The following is a 16,049-nucleotide window of genomic DNA, read 5'->3' on the forward strand; positions in this document are numbered from 1 at the left end:
ACAAAAATAAAAATATTTTCAAAAAAAACAAATCTTATCATAATTGTTCTGTTAATTAGAAATACTTTACACAGGTCGTTTTTTCTACTAAGATGACTTTTATAAATGGTAAGATAGAGTGATGGAGGGATTGGAAACTCGGAGTGGGAGGAAAAGATTTCTCGTCAGCATTCACTACTTTTGTCAGAAAAGCCTATATGGAACAAGCTCTTATTAACAAACTAAGAACGTTTTTCGCGCTACAACCCGTCGAGAAAGCATGGGTGTTTGGTTCTTACTTGCGTGGAGAAGAATCGAAAGAAAGCGATATTAATATACTTGTACGCTTTGACAAGAATGCGAATATTAATTATTTCAAGTATATCGGAATCGTGAATGTTTTACGATCTCTTCTGCACAAGGAAATTGATTTGGTGGAAGAGGGGTAGTTGAAAGATTTCGCTAAAGGATCGGCAGAACAGGATAAAATATTGGTTCATGAGAGAGAGAATCCTAAAAATATTAAACGCCTTTTCCTTATGATAGAGGCAATGATAACCTGTTTGAATTTACCCAAGGTATCAGTTTATTGTATATTAACTAATGAGAATAATATTCACCGGCCTTGTATTGCAAATTAAGTGATAAATAATTGATAATGATAGCGATGAAGGAAGTGGAAACGACAAAAAAGGGTTATAAACAAAAATCAGTCACCTTGTAAGTGACTGATTTTGTGAGGTCGGTAGCAGATTTGAACTGCTGTACACGGTTTTGCAGACCGCTGCCTAACCGCTCGGCCAACCGACCCTGTCGCGATTTTGCGTGGCAAAGATAAGGGGTTTTTCGGAATATACAAATCTTGTCCGTAATTATTTTGATAGAGTCACGCTGGTTGCAGCGATTTTTCCTCCTAAGGGAGGGTTTAATTTGGATACTTTAATGGTGACGTTTTGGATTTCGGGAAAAGCCAGGTATAGGGCATCGATGATCCGTTTGGCAACGTGCTCTAATAAATGGGACGGGATCATCATTTCCCGGGCGATAATTTCATAGGCAGAGAAGTAGTTGAGGGCATCGTTGATGTCATCGCTTGCCGCCGCTTTTCCGCAGTCTGCGATGATTTTGGCATAAACCCTGAATTTGTTGCCTACACTACGCTCCGTTTCATAACAGCCATGATAAGCAAAAAATTCCATTCCTTCGATTTCAATAATTCCTTCCATGTGTATTTACTTTACAAAAAAATGATAACTTTACTCCTTTTTTTAAATACAAAAGAGTCGACAGGATGTCGACTCTTAAGATTACATTACTAACTACTAACCTAAACCATACAAACTTATGAAAAATCTTCAATCTCTTAAAGACACTGCAAAGGTAATGCCAATCTCTATTGTGGTATAATATTTATTGTTAATAAATATTATATGTATAGTTAATCTTGTTTAATATCTTGGACTTATTTTTTTGTGTTTTTTTGACCTAATAATAGTCATCTTGTTGATATATAGCGAAATGTTAATTTGACTGTGTGAAATGGATTGTTTTTTTGTTAATTAAATGATAGATTGTTATGGTTGTAATTAATATTATTCGTAAGTTTATAAAACCGTTTGTATTAAGATTAGGTTATGGTAATAGGAAGTAAAATAGCTGGAATCCAAGAGATTGCAGAAGAGGCGGGGCGTTTGATATTGGATATATACAATAAGCAGTCTTTTTCTGTGGAGTTGAAAAGTGATTTGACGCCGTTGACGGAGGCGGATAAGGTGTCGAGTGAATATGTCGTGTCGGCTTTACAAAAGCTTTTTCCCGGGATTCCGGTGGTGAGTGAGGAACTTCCGTTGCCGGATTATAAAATTCGTTCCGGGTGGCGGGAATTGTGGATAGTCGATCCTTTGGACGGAACGAAAGAGTTTATTTACCGGAACGGGAGATTTTGCGTGAATATTGCATTGGTGGAGAACGGAGTTCCCGTATTCGGAATGATAAATAACGTGAATGATGGGGAATTGGTGTGGGGAGGTGCGGATGTGGAGTGTGGAATTAAAGACGGGGAAGGGGTCGGAAAGTTAAAAACTTCCGTGGCCGGAGGAAATAAATTGAAAGTTGCGGTCAGCCGGTTCAATATGACGGAAAACGAATTTCAATATATCGATTATCTAAAGGGTTTGGGATATGAAGTCGAGTTGTTCCCCTTTGGAGCTTCTTTGAAGCAGGTGATGATCGCTAAGGGGGAGATGGATATATGTCCTAAATTCGGGAAATGTTCGGAGTGGGATACGGCCGCCGGTCATGCTATCGTCGAAGCGTCGGGAGGAGTGGTGCTGAACTTGGAGACCGGAAGAAATTTGGTATATAATAAAGAGAATATGTTAAGCCCTCCGTTTATTATGTTCAGTAAACGGATTCATGATTTGATTATGGCGGGAGATACCCGTTTTTGTGATTTTCAGTTGGGTGAAAAATCGGGAAATAAATAATAACAACAGGATAAAATGGAAAAACAGGTAGCAAAAGAATTAATTGAATTTATACATGAAAGCCCGACCAATTTTCATGTAGTGGCGAATGCTAAAAAAGAGTTGTTGAATCACGGCTTCAAGCAACTGTTTTCAGGTGAGGCATGGCATATAGAAAAAGGTGGAAAATATTTTGTAACGAAGAATCACTCTTCTCTTTTTGCTTTTGAGATTGGTAGCGGTGAGATTGCCGAAGAGGGTTTTAAGTTGGTGTGTGCGCATAGCGACTCCCCGACGTTCAGAATAAAACCGAATGCAGAAATGCTTGTTGCCGGGAAATATTTGAAGTTGAACACGGAAGTTTACGGGGGACCGATCATGTATACTTGGTTCGATCGTCCTTTATCTATGGCCGGAAGAGTTATGCTGCGGAGTTTGAATCCGTTGAAACCCGCGACTCAATTCGTGAACTTTAAGCGTCCCGTGTTGGTGATCCCGCATATTGCCATTCATTTTAATCGTGCCGTGAATGACCAAGGGAATCCGTTGAGTAAGCAAAAGGATATGTTGCCCGTATTGGGAATGATCAACGACACGTTTGAAAAAGATAATTATTTGTTGGGTTTGATAGCTGAAGAGATGAAAGTGGGTAAAGAAGAGATTCTTGATTTCGACTTAACCCTTTACGAGTATCAAAAAGGTTGTTTGGTGGGAATCGACGAGGAATTTATCTCTTGCGGCAAGTTAGACGATTTGGCAATGGCTCATGCCGGGTTGAAAGCATTCTTAGCTTCTGAAAAATGTTCGAAAACCAAGGTGTTAGCTATTTTCGATAATGAAGAGGTGGGTAGCGGAACCAAACAGGGGGCCGGTTCGCCGATTTTGAGAACGATCATAGAGCGGATCGTTTTTGGATTAGGCGGTACTCCGGAAGATCTTTATCGGGCTATTCATAATTCATTTATGATTTCAGCCGATATGGCGCATGCCCTTCATCCGAATTACGTGGAGAAGCATGACCCGACGAATCATCCGGTGATAAACGGTGGTCCTGTCATAAAATTTAATGCCAATCAAAAATATGTGACGGATGGTGATTCTGCCGCTGTTTTCGAAACGATTTGTAAGATGGCAGATGTGCCTTGCCAGAAGTTTGTGAATCATTCGGATATGGCTGGAGGATCTACCTTGGGCAATATTTTGCTTTCGCAGATGGAGATGAGAGGTGTTGATATAGGTAATCCGATGTGGGGAATGCATTCGGTACGGGAGACCGGAGGGGTGATGGATCATTTTTACGTAATTAAGGCGTTTACGAAATTTTATAATGTATGAGAATCCTATCTTACCATTAAAAAACAGGGACCTTCAATTTTTGAGGGTCCTGTTTTTTTTAGATCGCCGCATTTATTAACGGGAGGAGGGTAAACAAAAAAAGTGCTGTTACGTTATTACTCTGTAATTAGAAGTCTAATTAGCATTTAACTTAAAATTATGATGATGGAAAAACGGAAAAGGAATATTTCCACGTGGCAATTAGCGTTAATGACGGCTGCCGCGGTGATCAGTTTGCGGGGATTACCCATGATGGCTCAAGAAGAGCTGACGATGTTTTTTTATATATTTTTTGCTACTTTTCTGTTCCTTATTCCCGCGGCTTTGGTGGGAGCGGAGTTGGGAAGTGCTTTCGCTGATAAAGGCGGAGGAGTTTATACCTGGGTAAAGGAAGCTTTTAACCGAAGGATGGGATTTGCAGCTATTTTTTTGCAATGGATACAAAATGTGGTTTGGTATCCGACGGTATTAGGTTTTGCGGCTGCTTCCATCGCTTATATGATCGGAAGACCCGATTTGGCGCAAAACGGTATGTTTGTCGGTTTGTTTTCCATTATCATGTATTGGTTTGCAACTTGGGTAACTCTTAAAGGAACCTCTATCGTTTCCCGGATAACCAGTCAGGGGTTCTTGTTGGGAACGGTACTGCCGGGTGTCGTGATTATTGTTATGGCCATTATCTGGATTGTCGGGAAAAATCCGGTATCCTTCGAGCATATACCCTCCACGGTAAGTCAGGTTGTTAACGTGGATGCCGCACAGCACGTACATCCCCGACTGTTTCCTCATATATCAGGGATGAGCGATATCGCTTTTTTAGCCGGGATCTTACTTTTATTTGCGGGAGTGGAGGTACACGCGGTGCATGCACAGGAGATGAAAAATCCGCAAAAACAATTTCCTGCCGCTATGTTTTTAGCCGCGTTGATCTCTTTTGCTTTGTTTACTTTCGGTTCTTTGGCCGTGGCCGTTGTAACACCTTACGATCAGATTAATCTGCAGGCCGGTTTGTTGGTGACGTTTCAGGAGTTATTCAATCATTATCACGTCGGTTGGTTGACGAATGTGATGGGACTGTTGGTCGCGTTCGGAGCATTGGCGGGGGTAATGTCCTGGATATCCGGTCCCAGCCGGGGGTTGTTGTGGACGGCCCGGGACGGACAATTGCCGAATTTTATGCAAAAGACGAACAAGAACGGAATACAGATTCATATTTTAATTATACAGGGATGTATCGTTACTGTCTTATCGTCGTTGTATATGGTTATGGATGACGTGAGTGTGGCCTTTTTCCTGTTGAGTGCCTTGACGATCGGATTGTATCTGTTAATGTACATGATGATGTATGCTTCGGGCATCAAATTGAGATATACCCAACCCGATTTACCGAGGAGTTATAAGGTCCCGGGCGGGAATCTGGGAATGTGGCTGATTGCCGGAATCGGCTTTTTGGCCGTTCTTTTCTCTTTTGCCGTTACTTTTTTTCCTCCTTCTCAACTGCCTGTCGGAAGTCCGGCCTTCTATACCGGATTGGTGATAACGGGGACCGTGGTCTTTTTTGCCATACCTTTTATCATCAGTTTTGCCATGGATAAACGAAAACAAAAGTCTTGATATTAAACGGAGCTTTTAAGCTCCGTTTATTCTTTTCGTGATTGTTCGCGTGGAATCGGGTTAAAACCTTCGGTTTTACATTTTGACGATCCCTCGCGGATCGATCAAAAACAGGTCGGATGGCCTGGGTTCCGAACGGTAATTTGTCTATATTGGATTATAGATTTGCGCGTGTACTTTTTCGGTGTTCTGGTTTTAGATGTTTGATTGGTAATAATCTTATATGGTGATTTAGTCCTGTGTGTTTTTTTTTTGACTCCTGCGTGGTTTTCAATAAACTTCAATATCGAGGTGTAAACTGAATTTTATATTATAATTGTGAAATATATTGCAAGATGTCATCATTATTATACTATATTTGCAAATTGAATGATATTATTGTAAAATATTAATTACAATATTGTCGTGATAATTGATTCGTTTTGATGTTAAACACCTTGTCAGGATTATAGATATGAATACCAAGAATGTTAGTTTGATTGCCGGTTACGAGATAAAAGCGATCTCGAGAGAGTGGAGTTTTAAAATGGTCACGGCGCTTGTCGTGCTGATCGTGATTTTTCTTCACGTGATCACGCAAAGTAATCTGGTGGAACCGGAATGGGTTACCGTGTCGTTACCCTCGGCTATCCCTTACACGAACGCTTGCCTGGTAAACGCGTTCCTGTTTATCGAGATCGTGTTTTTTGCCGGTAATTTTCAGCGTAAAAGTCGCCTGGAGGGAGCTAACGCGGCCCTGTCGGCACGCCCGTTCTCGAACATGGAACTGACGTGCGGTAAAACAGCGGGTTTTCTAATTTTGATGCTTGGCCTGAGTTTTTTCCTGGGGGTGGTGGCGATATTAATTCACTTGTTCTCGAGCGACTCTCCTTTCGCTCTTTATCCTTATGTTTTTTATTTTTTCACGTTGACTTGCCCGTTACTTGTTTTCTTCACGGGATTGGCGACAAGCGTGAAGGGGATGGTGCGTAACCCCGCCTTGGCCTGTGTTTCATTACTTGGAATGTTGTATCTCTTTTTCAACTTCGGCAGCAGGTTTTTTCACGGTATTTTTGACGTGTTGTCCCTCTCCTTGCCCAACTCTTTTTCCGATGTCACGGGATTCGCGGGTCTCGGGGTCTACCTGTTACAACGGACCTCTTTTTTCGCCTACGGGTGCGGGTTAATCATCCTGGGAGTCGCTTTCGTTCACCGGCTTCCTTCCGGCTCGAGGAGCAATGTCTCCGCCGGTCGCCCTGGAGCGTGGTTACTGGCGTTGGGTGTTGTCCTATCGGGCTTTTACGCGGGTCATTTCATCCGCCGGGATCAGGAGCGGGAGGCGGTTCGGGATGCGTTTGCCAAATACGAGTCCGTTCCGAGGGTTAGTGTTACCGATCATGCTATCGAGTTCAAGCAGGAGGGATACGCCTACTCGGCGTGTAGCGAGCTAAACTTGCAGAATATTCATAACCAGAAGATAGATTCCGTTGTTTTGTATTTAAACCCGGGGTTGGAGGTCTTGAAATTAACCACGGGCGGGGAGGTTTTACCCTTTCGGCGGGAGCGACAGGTCTTGATTCTTCCGTTATCGATGGAAGCGGGAGAAACGAGACGGGTAGAAATGGAGTACGGGGGCTCGATCTCCCCGGCTGTTTGTTACCCCGAAGTAACGAATATCGATTCTCTCGCCACGACGCGTCGCTATTACATGTACAACACGGGGCAACATTGTTTTTACCTTCAACCGGACTATACCTTGCTCACTCCCGAGTGCTTGTGGTATCCCTCGAGTATTCCCCCTGTTAACGTCGATTCTCCCTACCTGTCGGGTCAGGATTACACTCGTTTCACGTTACGGGTAAAAGGGGAACGCTCGAGAGCGGTGATCTCCCAGGGAAAGGAGACGAGGGAAGGAGATGACACTCGTTTCGTGAACAAGGTTGCCTTGCCCGGTTTAACGCTTTGTGCCGGCGATTATACCCGGAAGAGCGCTCGAATAAGCGGCGTTTGGTATGAACTCTTTTTATTCAAGGGGCATGAATACCTCGTTCCTGAAGAAATAACCGCGGAAGAGACTGTCGACTACTGGGAAGGCATGTGCAGGTACAGGTCGAAAGATAACAAGGTAACGTACGCTTTCGATAAACTGTGTCTCGTGGAGACCCCGGTTCATTTTTGCGCTTACGGGCGGGACTGGAAGACCAATAGCGAGCGGGTACAACCGGAAATCGTGTTTCGTCCGGAAAGGGAGGCGTTATTCTCCCGGGCGTTTAAAATGGGAACTGAATGGAACGGGACGATTAGCCCGTCGCGTGGTTTTTTGGACATGTACATGAGGGAATTAACCGGTGATAAGCGATACGTCCCGGCGGGAAACGTGTTTTTTAATCAATTAACCGGGAAAAGCGGGAGAAGCAACGTGAGAAATGAAGGTGATATTTCCTATTTGCTGCAAAAGTATCATTACAACGTGTACTCTCCCGAGTTTGCCGGGATCAATCTCTTGTTTCACTATATGCAAGAGGGGTTTGACTCGGATTTTGTCAGTTGGGGAGGGAGTGGTAATTCAATGGCAGCCCGGTATCTTTTAAACCGGAGCCTGGAAGACGCGTTGCAGACCCCGGATAATGAAGTGGGCGTGAAACGTGTGCTGTTTTACAAGGGATGTAATTTTTTAAAATATATTTTACGTACCGTTTCCCCGGGGAAATTAGCCCGTTTTAACACGGGGTTTATTCAAAGCCACTTGTTCCGGAGCTTTAGTTACGAGGAGTATTGCGAAGAGTTGGAGAAACGATTCGGCGTATCTCTTTTGGAGTTAACCCGTGAATTGTATCGCGAGCGAGGTTTGCCCGCGTACTATTTCAGGGATGCCCGGGTGGACGACGTGGAAGCCCCGGGAGGAAAGAAAGGATTCGTGTTCAGTATAAAAGCGTGGAATAAGGGAAACTGTGGCGGTATCCTATCGATAAGACGCAGGTATGTCAATGAAGGACGTCATTACCTTGTCCCAGCAGGAGCCTGCAAGGAGATCAAAGTTTATTTCGAGGGACCGAGTGATCGTTGGACAATCCTGGTCGAGACGAACGGGTCTCGAAATGATCCCTCGTATCGTGTGTTTGAGCCTTTTGCTAAAAAAGGTAGGATTAAAGAACCTGTAGACGGATTTTTTGACGCCGATACCTTTGCTTTCGCCCCGGAACCGGGCGTGTATATCGTGGATAACGACGACCCGGGTTGCCGGGTTGTGGAAAATAGCCGGACCGTGCAGAAATTGTACCGGCAAACGGGTTATAAAAATACACGTTGGAGTTGGATGAGTAGTAACGAGGCGTACGGGGAACTTTCCAGAAGTTATTTAGAGAAAAAGTCCGGGAAAGGAGATTCCGATGTCGAGTGGGAGGTGGACTTGCCGGAGGCCGGGGCGTACGAGTTGTTTGTTTATAACAATAAGTCTCGTGCAGACGATAACAACTCGATATCTTTTTACAGTCGCGGGAAGAAAAAAAGAAACCCGGTACAAAAATACCGTTTTGTTTATGCCGGTGGCGTGAAAGAGGTCGATCTCGACCTGTTGCACGCGGAAGACGGTTGGGCATCGCTCGGGACGTATCGCTTTCCCGCCGGGAAGGCAAAGGTTACCCTGCGCGGGAAAGGCGTCGATCGGCATCAATACCTGTACGCGGATGCCGTGAAATGGGTAAAAGTCAAGTAATCGTGAGATACTCCCCGGGGGAACAGGGGATGGCGGGGTCGTGCTAAAGGACTCGTGTTGCCGGGAATATCGAATCGTTTGGAACTAAATAGTTAGAGAGAGATCAAATAAAAAAATGAAATCATGAAAACAAGTAAATTTTTTATCGTGTTGATTTTGGTATCAGTATCGAATATGGCGTTTGCCGCCGCGGGTAGGGTTACTTTAATTATTGAACCCCCACTTCGTGATGGTGGAGAACGCTTGCTGATCTATCATGTTGAATGTCAGGAAGTAGGTATAGAGCGTTGGAGAGAAGTTGGCGCACCTCTTGTTCCGATGGTAGACAAGGGGAATGGTCGGTTTGAGTATGTAAATACGCTTTGTAGAGTTGATAACTTAGAAGAAGGTAAGAGCTATATCTTTAGGGTAAGGGTTGAAAATTATTATGGTGTTGGACAACCCGGTCCGGAAAAAAAAATTGAAATTACACAAGAAGATCAAGACGGAATCAGAATCAAAAGCGGGCCAGGGTTAGAACGAGTAAGGGGTATGAAGACCTCGAGTTTAGCCACTACCCCTTCTGTACAGGAGGCTCGGGGAATGACATTCCTCTGGAGAAAGGAAGAGTAGTTGGATAATATATTTTACGAGATTTATAAATAGTCAGTAATAATACTTTCTCTCTCTTTACTATTTTACTTTAAAACAGAATAGCACGTGGCGTACGTCCTCAAGGGTTGCCTTTTATCATGGGTGTTGCCATGGATAAACGAACACAAAAACAGAAGCGATAATAGGACAAACGGAGTTATAGAGTTCCGTTTGTTTTATTCTTTTAACAATTGTTCGCATAGAATCGGGTTGAAGCCTTCGGATCTCATTTTGACGATACCTCGCGAATCGATGAAAAAGCAGGTCGGGGTAGCCTGTGTTCCGTAGGTGATTTTCACCGGACTCAGGTCTTCAAAAAAGTCGGAGACAAAAGTATAAGGGAAAGGATACCGTTTTTTGTACTCTTTTAGCTCCTCTAAAGAGGAACAAGGCCAAAAAACGACGATTTCGAAATTGTCGTCGGAATATTTTTGATAGAGGTCGGCCAAATAAGTACGTCCTTTTTCTCCCATACAGCCCAATCCTCCATAGAGAAGTAGAATCCGTTTGCCTGCTAATGAGGAGAGGTGAAACTCCGTTCCGTTCTCTTTTGAGCCTTGGAAATCGAAGTAGAGATCTCCCTCTTCGATTTGTTTCGTGATGATATGTCGATGCAGGCATTTTCCGTAGAAGGATTCCCGTATCTCCGGGGAGAGCGATTTAAGAATGCGGGATAGCGTATCTTTGGGGATCTCTAATCTTACCATGAATAACCTTTTCAAACCGCTTGGGACAGCCGCGTATTTTAGGGCTAAATTCCGGCTTTCGCGTAGGATGGAGGGAAGTTCTTTTTCATACAATACGGTAAGTAAGCTGTCTCTTTTCTCGGGATATTTTTCCGTTAATTGGAACATTCGTGTTTCGATGACTTTGTACTTTTCCCAGACGAGGGAATCTTCCTGCAAATAGTTTTCTTCCGTGATCTCTTGGGCGAATGCCGGAATCGTGTAATAAAATACGGTCAGTATTATAATGTATTTCATATTCGATCATTTATTATCAACAAATATAAATACAATGGAGAATAGTTCAAAATAAGTAGGAAATTTCCCGAGGATAAAATAAGGAAGATCGGGTATACGGACCCTATTTTCATGTATTACTCTGACAAACACGAACGAATTTATCGAAATAGTTTCTTCCGTGAGGAATACGTTATTATTTTCAACCTGTAGAAACATGATTTAAGGGGCTGTCCAAGCCCCTTTTGAAATATTTTCGATTGCTTTTATTCCGGTAGATTCATGACGAGTAAAGAAGGTAACGAGGTAAACAGTGATGGGTCACGCGTTAATTCGATACAGCTGGAATAACTTACGATAAGTAAGCTGTCCGGCCGGTTGATTTGGCGATTGTTTACGAGGGCTTGATCCCGGGTGAATAGTCGCGTTGCCTTAACTGTTTTTTCCATGTTCTCTTCCAGATGCGGTGACGGTGGGACGGGTGTTAAAAAACAGAGATGGATGACGGTTTCGTTTTCCGCGAATAATTTCTGAATGTAAGGTAGCAGTGAAAAGTCTTTTTCATCGAGGAGGAGCATAAATAGACGGCGAATACGCGTATATCCCCTGTTGACGAATATGGCCACGGGGCTGTCCGTATTTTTGATCACCTCTTGTAATTTGTCTTTCATCAGCCCGCCAGGTAATTGAAAAAAGCGTTGCCGTATGTTTTTCAGTGTACGTTGAGAGAGCGTACATGCCTGATTTTGTGCGGGGGGTGATGTTTCAGGTTGCAAAAATTGCGGGCCTGCTCCGATAAGTAATAGATGAGCTTTTTCTTTGTTGGCCAGTTGGCTTATTTCCCGGATCAGATGGTCCGTAACTTTATAGCGTTTATCGACATTTAGGTTTAAACGGGAAGCTTCTTGTTCGAGAGGAACGAAGCTTTCCTCTGCATATTGTTTGGCTTTCCGGGGGTTCACGTCTGTTCCGATCGTGTAGTGGGCGGCAATGATTTCCGTATCTTCTAATTGTTTGCCGAATAGGTGTGCGGCGACGGAGAGCAGAAGTTTACCGCTTTCGGGGCGCCCGAAAGAGAGTAGGAGTTTGAATTTATTCGTGGTGACCTCAGAAGTGGTCTGGAAGATTTTTTCGACCGTTTTCAATATCGGAGTGGTCATAAACGTGGTAATCAAAGCCATTAGTATTAAAATGACGAATATTTCCGGGGAGAGGACTCCCATTTCATAACCGATATTCAGGGCGACGAGTTCCATTAATCCCCTTGTATTCATTAGTGTACCGACGGTGAGACTATCTTTCCATGTTTCTCCGACCAAACGGGCGGCAATCGTGCAACCGCCCAGTTTACCCAATATGGCGATGAAAATCAATAGGGCGCAAACCATCCACAATTCGAGTGTATTGATTAAGCCGATCTCCGTACGAAGACCGGTAAAAGCAAAAAAGAGCGGTAAAAAGAAAATCAAGGCGATATCCTCTACTTTTTCCATCATTACTTTTCGAAATCCCGGATTGGTGGGCATGACGACGCCGGTAAGGAAAGCACCGAACAAAGCATGGATCCCGATGATTTCGGTCGTAACGGCAGAAGCGATTAAAATTAAAAAGATAAAAGCCACGAATGTTTTATTGATGACTTCAGCGTTGATGTAGGAATCTCCGACCTTACGCAAAAAAGGCCGGACAATGCCGAACATGAAGGCTATGAATAGTATCGTTATACCTACCGTGTATAATGCACTGAGAAAGGTTCCCGCCTTGGCGACCGCTATGACGATAGCCAGTAAGCACCAAGCTGTGACGTCGTCATTAGCGGCGGAAGCGATGGCTAATACCCCGATAGGAGTTTTGGTCATGTTGCGTTCCTGTATGATACGGGCCAGTACCGGGAAAGCCGTTATACTCATCGATATTCCTATAAACAGGGCGAACGGCAGGAATTCCGTTTGATGGGCCGCGTATTCTTCGTATATCCAAAAAGAGGCGGCTATTCCTAAGAAAAAAGGAACGATGATTCCCGCGTGGCTGATCACGAGGGTTTCGTTCATTTTGTTTTTTAAGAGGTTGAAATCAACGTCCATGCCGATGACAAACATAAACAGGATTAATCCGATTTGACTGAGTAACTCTAAGTTTGTTAAAGAGTCTGCCGGAAATAAGGCGTGAAAGAAATCCGGGAAAAACAACCCTAAAACCGATGGGCCTAATACGATTCCGGCTATGATTTCACCGATAACACCCGGTTGGCCCATGTATTTAAACAGGTAAGAAAAAATTCTTACCGAAAACAGGATGATGATGATTTGAAAGAGTAAAACCGTTAACGGGCCTTGAAGGTTGCCGATGATGATATTTTTAAACATGTTGAAAGCATTGTCTCCCGAATCCGCAACTGTTTCCGTATCGGTTTGCCCGGTAAATTTTTCTCCGGTAAGTAATGCTTCGTAAATCAATACTCCGAATATAAGGAGCATAAGTATGTAAATACAGTAATTTTTCTTATTTCTTTTCATCTGATTGTTATTTGTTATCCGATGTCTATTTACGTTTTTTTGTCGTAAAAGGTAACAATTATCGTAAATTAATTTAGGCACCTACATACAAGATTACCCTAAACTTTTTTATTTAAGTCATTACGCCTATTTATCTTTTTAATCTCTTATTCACGGAATCATTGAATCACAGAATTTTTTTATTCCTTCGTCGGAATCCCTGAATGTTACGGGTAAATTTTTGGAGAATAAAAAAGAGGTCCTTTTGGAACCTCTTTTTGTGGGCGCTGAGGGATTCGAACCCCCGACCCTCTGGGTGTAAACCAGATGCTCTGAACCAACTGAGCTAAGCGCCCGTGTATCGAATTGCGGTGCAAATTTAATTTATATTTTTAATTTGTCAAAAGAAATGAAGAATTTTTTATCGAAAAATTATTTTTCCGATCTCTCTAATTCTTTGCTGAAAAGCGTGTCGAATGGTTCTCCTCGGGTTAGTTTCCCGTTTTGTAAGCATATGACTTCGACACATCCTTTTGCACAAAGTTGGTTATCAGGAATTTTATAGATGTCTTCAAAAAAGAGCAGTTTGATTCCTTCCCGTTTTAAGGCGATCTTTACCGAAAAGCGGTCGCTTCCTTTGAGAGAGTGTTTGTAGGAGATATCCACTCTTGAGACCATGGCATCTATCCCTTGAGCGTGAAGATCGGAGAAACTTTTACCGGTGGATTCCAAAAATTCATGCCTGGCGTGTTCTAAATAATGCTGATAATTGGCATTGTTGACTACTCCTTGAATATCGCACTCGTAGTCACGTACTTTCATTTCTAATTCGAATAGATATGTATGCATGTTTTATAAACCTAAAGATTCATTGATCAGGATGATTTTAATTCGTTTGGGCGGAAAAGACTTTTCGGTGATAGTCCAGGTGTTGCAAAGGCGATCGCTGCTTTGGCAGTTCATGCAGGAGGCGGTTGTTTGACATGGCGTGTGCAAATGGGGATGACGTATCGCGTTCCGGGGGGCGGCGACGGTACGGATGCGTTCCATCGCTTTTTCCAGATTTTCGGTGATTTTGTTTACGCCGATGAATAAAACGACGTTTTTGGGACCGAACGTGATGCCTGCAACCCGGTTCCCGACCATATCCACATTGACGAGTTGGCCCTGCTTGGTTAAGGCATTTGTTCCGGTAAGAAACAAATCGGCCTGTAAGGCTTGTCGTCTCCAGTATGTTTTTTGGGTTCTACTATATCCCTCTTGAAAGGTTCGGATCAATACGCATTCGGGATGGTTTTCCAAGGCATTCAATACTCCGGTAGCCTTCATCGTTTCGGAATCGCCCCAGGAGATTGCGGTAGGCTGGAGGCGTTCGAAAATCTCGGTGAAGAAAATCTCTTGAGCCTCGGTTGTCGTTCGGGCAAAATAGACTTCGAAATGATTTTTTTCTAACGCTTTTATCGTGTGCTCTATGGTCTCGTTTTCCATGGCCGAAAGTTTATATATTAAGCAAAGATAGGATAAAAACAGAAAGACTCAAAAAAGAGGGCCGTAAGTAGGTGGGTAACTAATCTTTGTGAATGTCGTATGATATCGAACTGTAACGTGTTGTAAAACAAATCCCGATCTGATTTTGATCGTGTTATTTTATCGACAGGGGATAATGGATTTTTTTTGTATTTTTGCCTTTTTGAATGGGAAATATAGTATTTATTTGAAAATGTTAAATTTATGAGAGTTCTTTTTTCGTTACTTTTTCTTATTTTATTCGTGCATATTACTTCGGCTCAGTTAGTGTTGAAGTCTGAGAAAGGGGAGTTCGAGTGTCGGTTGATCGGCCGGGCTTTGTTTGACGGGGGCGTATTTTTTAGTGATAAGACTCCGTTGGGAAATGCCGTCGAGGTTTATGATGTACGTTTAGGGACCACCATGCGTTTTTTGGATCATTGGTATGGAAAAATCGAGATAGGATTTGCTAATAGTGAAGTTTCTTTGAAGGATGTTTATATCGAATATCAGCAAAAACGCCACGCGATCCGGATCGGACATTATTACGAAGCTTTTGGGTTGGATTACCGCATCGGGACATCGGATATGAAATTTAACGGGGCGTCTGTTACCGGAAAAGCATTTGGAGATCGTCGTAAATTGGGGATCAGTTATATCTATAATGTAGACGCTTTAAATTTGTGGACTGGCATCTTTAGCGATAAGGATGTGGATAATAAGGAGAAAGGAGATGAGGGGTATACGATAGCCGGCCGGTATCTGTATCGTCCTTATGTAAATGGAGATAATGCCGTTCACATCGGGCTCTCTTCCCGTTTCAGCACGCATGGGGAGGCGGAAAAAAATACGATTACTTATGCTGCCGGAGCTCCTTCCGAGTTGCTTTCGGAAAAGTTCTTGAAGGCGGAGGTAACGGAGGCCATCAATCAATGGAAATTGGGAGCCGAGATTATTCTGGTATACGATAAATTTTATATGCAAAGCGAATATATGCTCGGGCATGTGAACCGGAGGCATGCCGTTTCGAATTATAACGGTGACGGTTGGTACGTGCAGATGGGATACGCTTTGTTGAGCGGAAAATACGGTTACAGCAAGATGACAGGAATGGCGAAGAGTCCGGGAACAAAAAGCCTGGAGGTACTTTGTCGATATAATGTGACTAATTTGAATGATCGAAAAGCAGGGATTATGGGGGGGAAACAAAACGATCTTTCTTTGGGAGCTATCTATTATTTCAATAAATATATTGCGGCTAAAATGAGTTATAGTCTGGTTAGTTTGGATAAGTATGCCCAGATTGACGGTAAGCAGACTTTTAACATGATTCAGGGACGGGTACAGGTGAGTTTTTAATGTTTAA

12 protein-coding genes and 2 tRNA genes are annotated in these 16,049 nt (G+C 43.1%); 7 read left to right on the forward strand and 7 right to left on the reverse strand.

Annotation, left to right across the window (positions count from 1 at the left end):
- Window positions 1-197: 197 nt before the first annotated feature.
- Entirely contained in the window at window positions 198-428 is a 231-nt protein-coding gene (locus DMB45_RS14855) for a nucleotidyltransferase family protein (protein ID WP_236685017.1), read from the forward strand.
- Between the two features lie 290 nt (window positions 429-718).
- Here DMB45_RS14855 and DMB45_RS06230 read toward each other — a convergent pair.
- Together DMB45_RS06230 and folB are read right to left on the reverse strand one after the other, a co-directional pair.
- Window positions 719-789, reverse strand: a tRNA-Cys gene (locus DMB45_RS06230).
- Window positions 790-851: 62 nt separating this feature from the next.
- Window positions 852-1,205 (reverse strand): dihydroneopterin aldolase, encoded by a 354-nt coding sequence (folB, locus tag DMB45_RS06235; protein ID WP_041502802.1) that lies wholly within the window; start codon window positions 1,203-1,205, stop codon window positions 852-854.
- A 408-nt stretch (window positions 1,206-1,613) separates the two neighbouring features.
- Here folB and DMB45_RS06240 point away from each other — a divergent pair, with 408 nt between their 5' ends.
- The 5 genes from DMB45_RS06240 to DMB45_RS06260 all read left to right on the forward strand — a co-directional run bounded on the left by DMB45_RS06240 (window position 1,614) and on the right by DMB45_RS06260 (window position 9,699).
- Window positions 1,614-2,465: a 3'(2'),5'-bisphosphate nucleotidase CysQ family protein gene (locus DMB45_RS06240; RefSeq protein ID WP_110688580.1), complete on the forward strand. Its 852-nt coding sequence runs from the start codon at window positions 1,614-1,616 to the stop codon at window positions 2,463-2,465.
- Window positions 2,466-2,480: 15 nt separating this feature from the next.
- Entirely contained in the window at window positions 2,481-3,779 is a 1,299-nt protein-coding gene (locus DMB45_RS06245; protein ID WP_110688581.1) for a M18 family aminopeptidase, read from the forward strand.
- Between the two features lie 165 nt (window positions 3,780-3,944).
- Complete coding sequence (locus DMB45_RS06250) at window positions 3,945-5,393, forward strand: amino acid permease (RefSeq protein WP_041502954.1); 1,449 nt, start codon at window positions 3,945-3,947, stop codon at window positions 5,391-5,393.
- A gap of 454 nt (window positions 5,394-5,847) precedes the next feature.
- Window positions 5,848-9,087: a golvesin C-terminal-like domain-containing protein gene (locus DMB45_RS06255; protein ID WP_041505530.1), complete on the forward strand. Its 3,240-nt coding sequence runs from the start codon at window positions 5,848-5,850 to the stop codon at window positions 9,085-9,087.
- A gap of 123 nt (window positions 9,088-9,210) precedes the next feature.
- Window positions 9,211-9,699 carry a fibronectin type III domain-containing protein gene (locus DMB45_RS06260; RefSeq protein ID WP_041502805.1) on the forward strand — a complete coding sequence of 163 codons (489 nt, stop codon included), beginning with the start codon at window positions 9,211-9,213 and terminating at the stop codon, window positions 9,697-9,699.
- Window positions 9,700-9,896: 197 nt separating this feature from the next.
- Here the strand turns inward: DMB45_RS06260 and DMB45_RS06265 are convergent, their stop codons facing one another.
- The 5 genes from DMB45_RS06265 to DMB45_RS06290 all read right to left on the reverse strand — a co-directional run bounded on the left by DMB45_RS06265 (window position 9,897) and on the right by DMB45_RS06290 (window position 14,665).
- On the reverse strand, window positions 9,897-10,703 hold the full coding sequence (locus DMB45_RS06265; RefSeq protein WP_052634462.1) for a peroxiredoxin family protein: 807 nt from the start codon (window positions 10,701-10,703) through the stop codon (window positions 9,897-9,899).
- 245 nt (window positions 10,704-10,948) lie between these two features.
- A complete protein-coding gene (locus tag DMB45_RS06275) occupies window positions 10,949-13,198 on the reverse strand; it encodes a cation:proton antiporter (RefSeq protein ID WP_041505532.1) in 2,250 nt (749 codons plus the stop codon).
- A 260-nt stretch (window positions 13,199-13,458) separates the two neighbouring features.
- Window positions 13,459-13,533: transfer RNA gene (locus DMB45_RS06280), tRNA-Val, on the reverse strand.
- A 76-nt stretch (window positions 13,534-13,609) separates the two neighbouring features.
- Complete coding sequence (locus DMB45_RS06285; protein WP_041502808.1) at window positions 13,610-14,026, reverse strand: acyl-CoA thioesterase; 417 nt, start codon at window positions 14,024-14,026, stop codon at window positions 13,610-13,612.
- A 3-nt stretch (window positions 14,027-14,029) separates the two neighbouring features.
- On the reverse strand, window positions 14,030-14,665 hold the full coding sequence (locus tag DMB45_RS06290) for a lactate utilization protein (protein ID WP_041502809.1): 636 nt from the start codon (window positions 14,663-14,665) through the stop codon (window positions 14,030-14,032).
- 243 nt (window positions 14,666-14,908) lie between these two features.
- Here DMB45_RS06290 and DMB45_RS06295 point away from each other — a divergent pair, with 243 nt between their 5' ends.
- Window positions 14,909-16,042, forward strand: a complete 1,134-nt coding sequence (locus DMB45_RS06295; RefSeq protein ID WP_041502810.1) for an OprO/OprP family phosphate-selective porin — start codon at window positions 14,909-14,911, stop codon at window positions 16,040-16,042.
- Window positions 16,043-16,049 lie beyond the last annotated feature (7 nt).

Origin of the sequence: Sanguibacteroides justesenii (assembly GCF_003204205.1) — a bacterium.
GTDB lineage: Bacteria > Bacteroidota > Bacteroidia > Bacteroidales > Marinifilaceae > Gabonibacter > Gabonibacter massiliensis.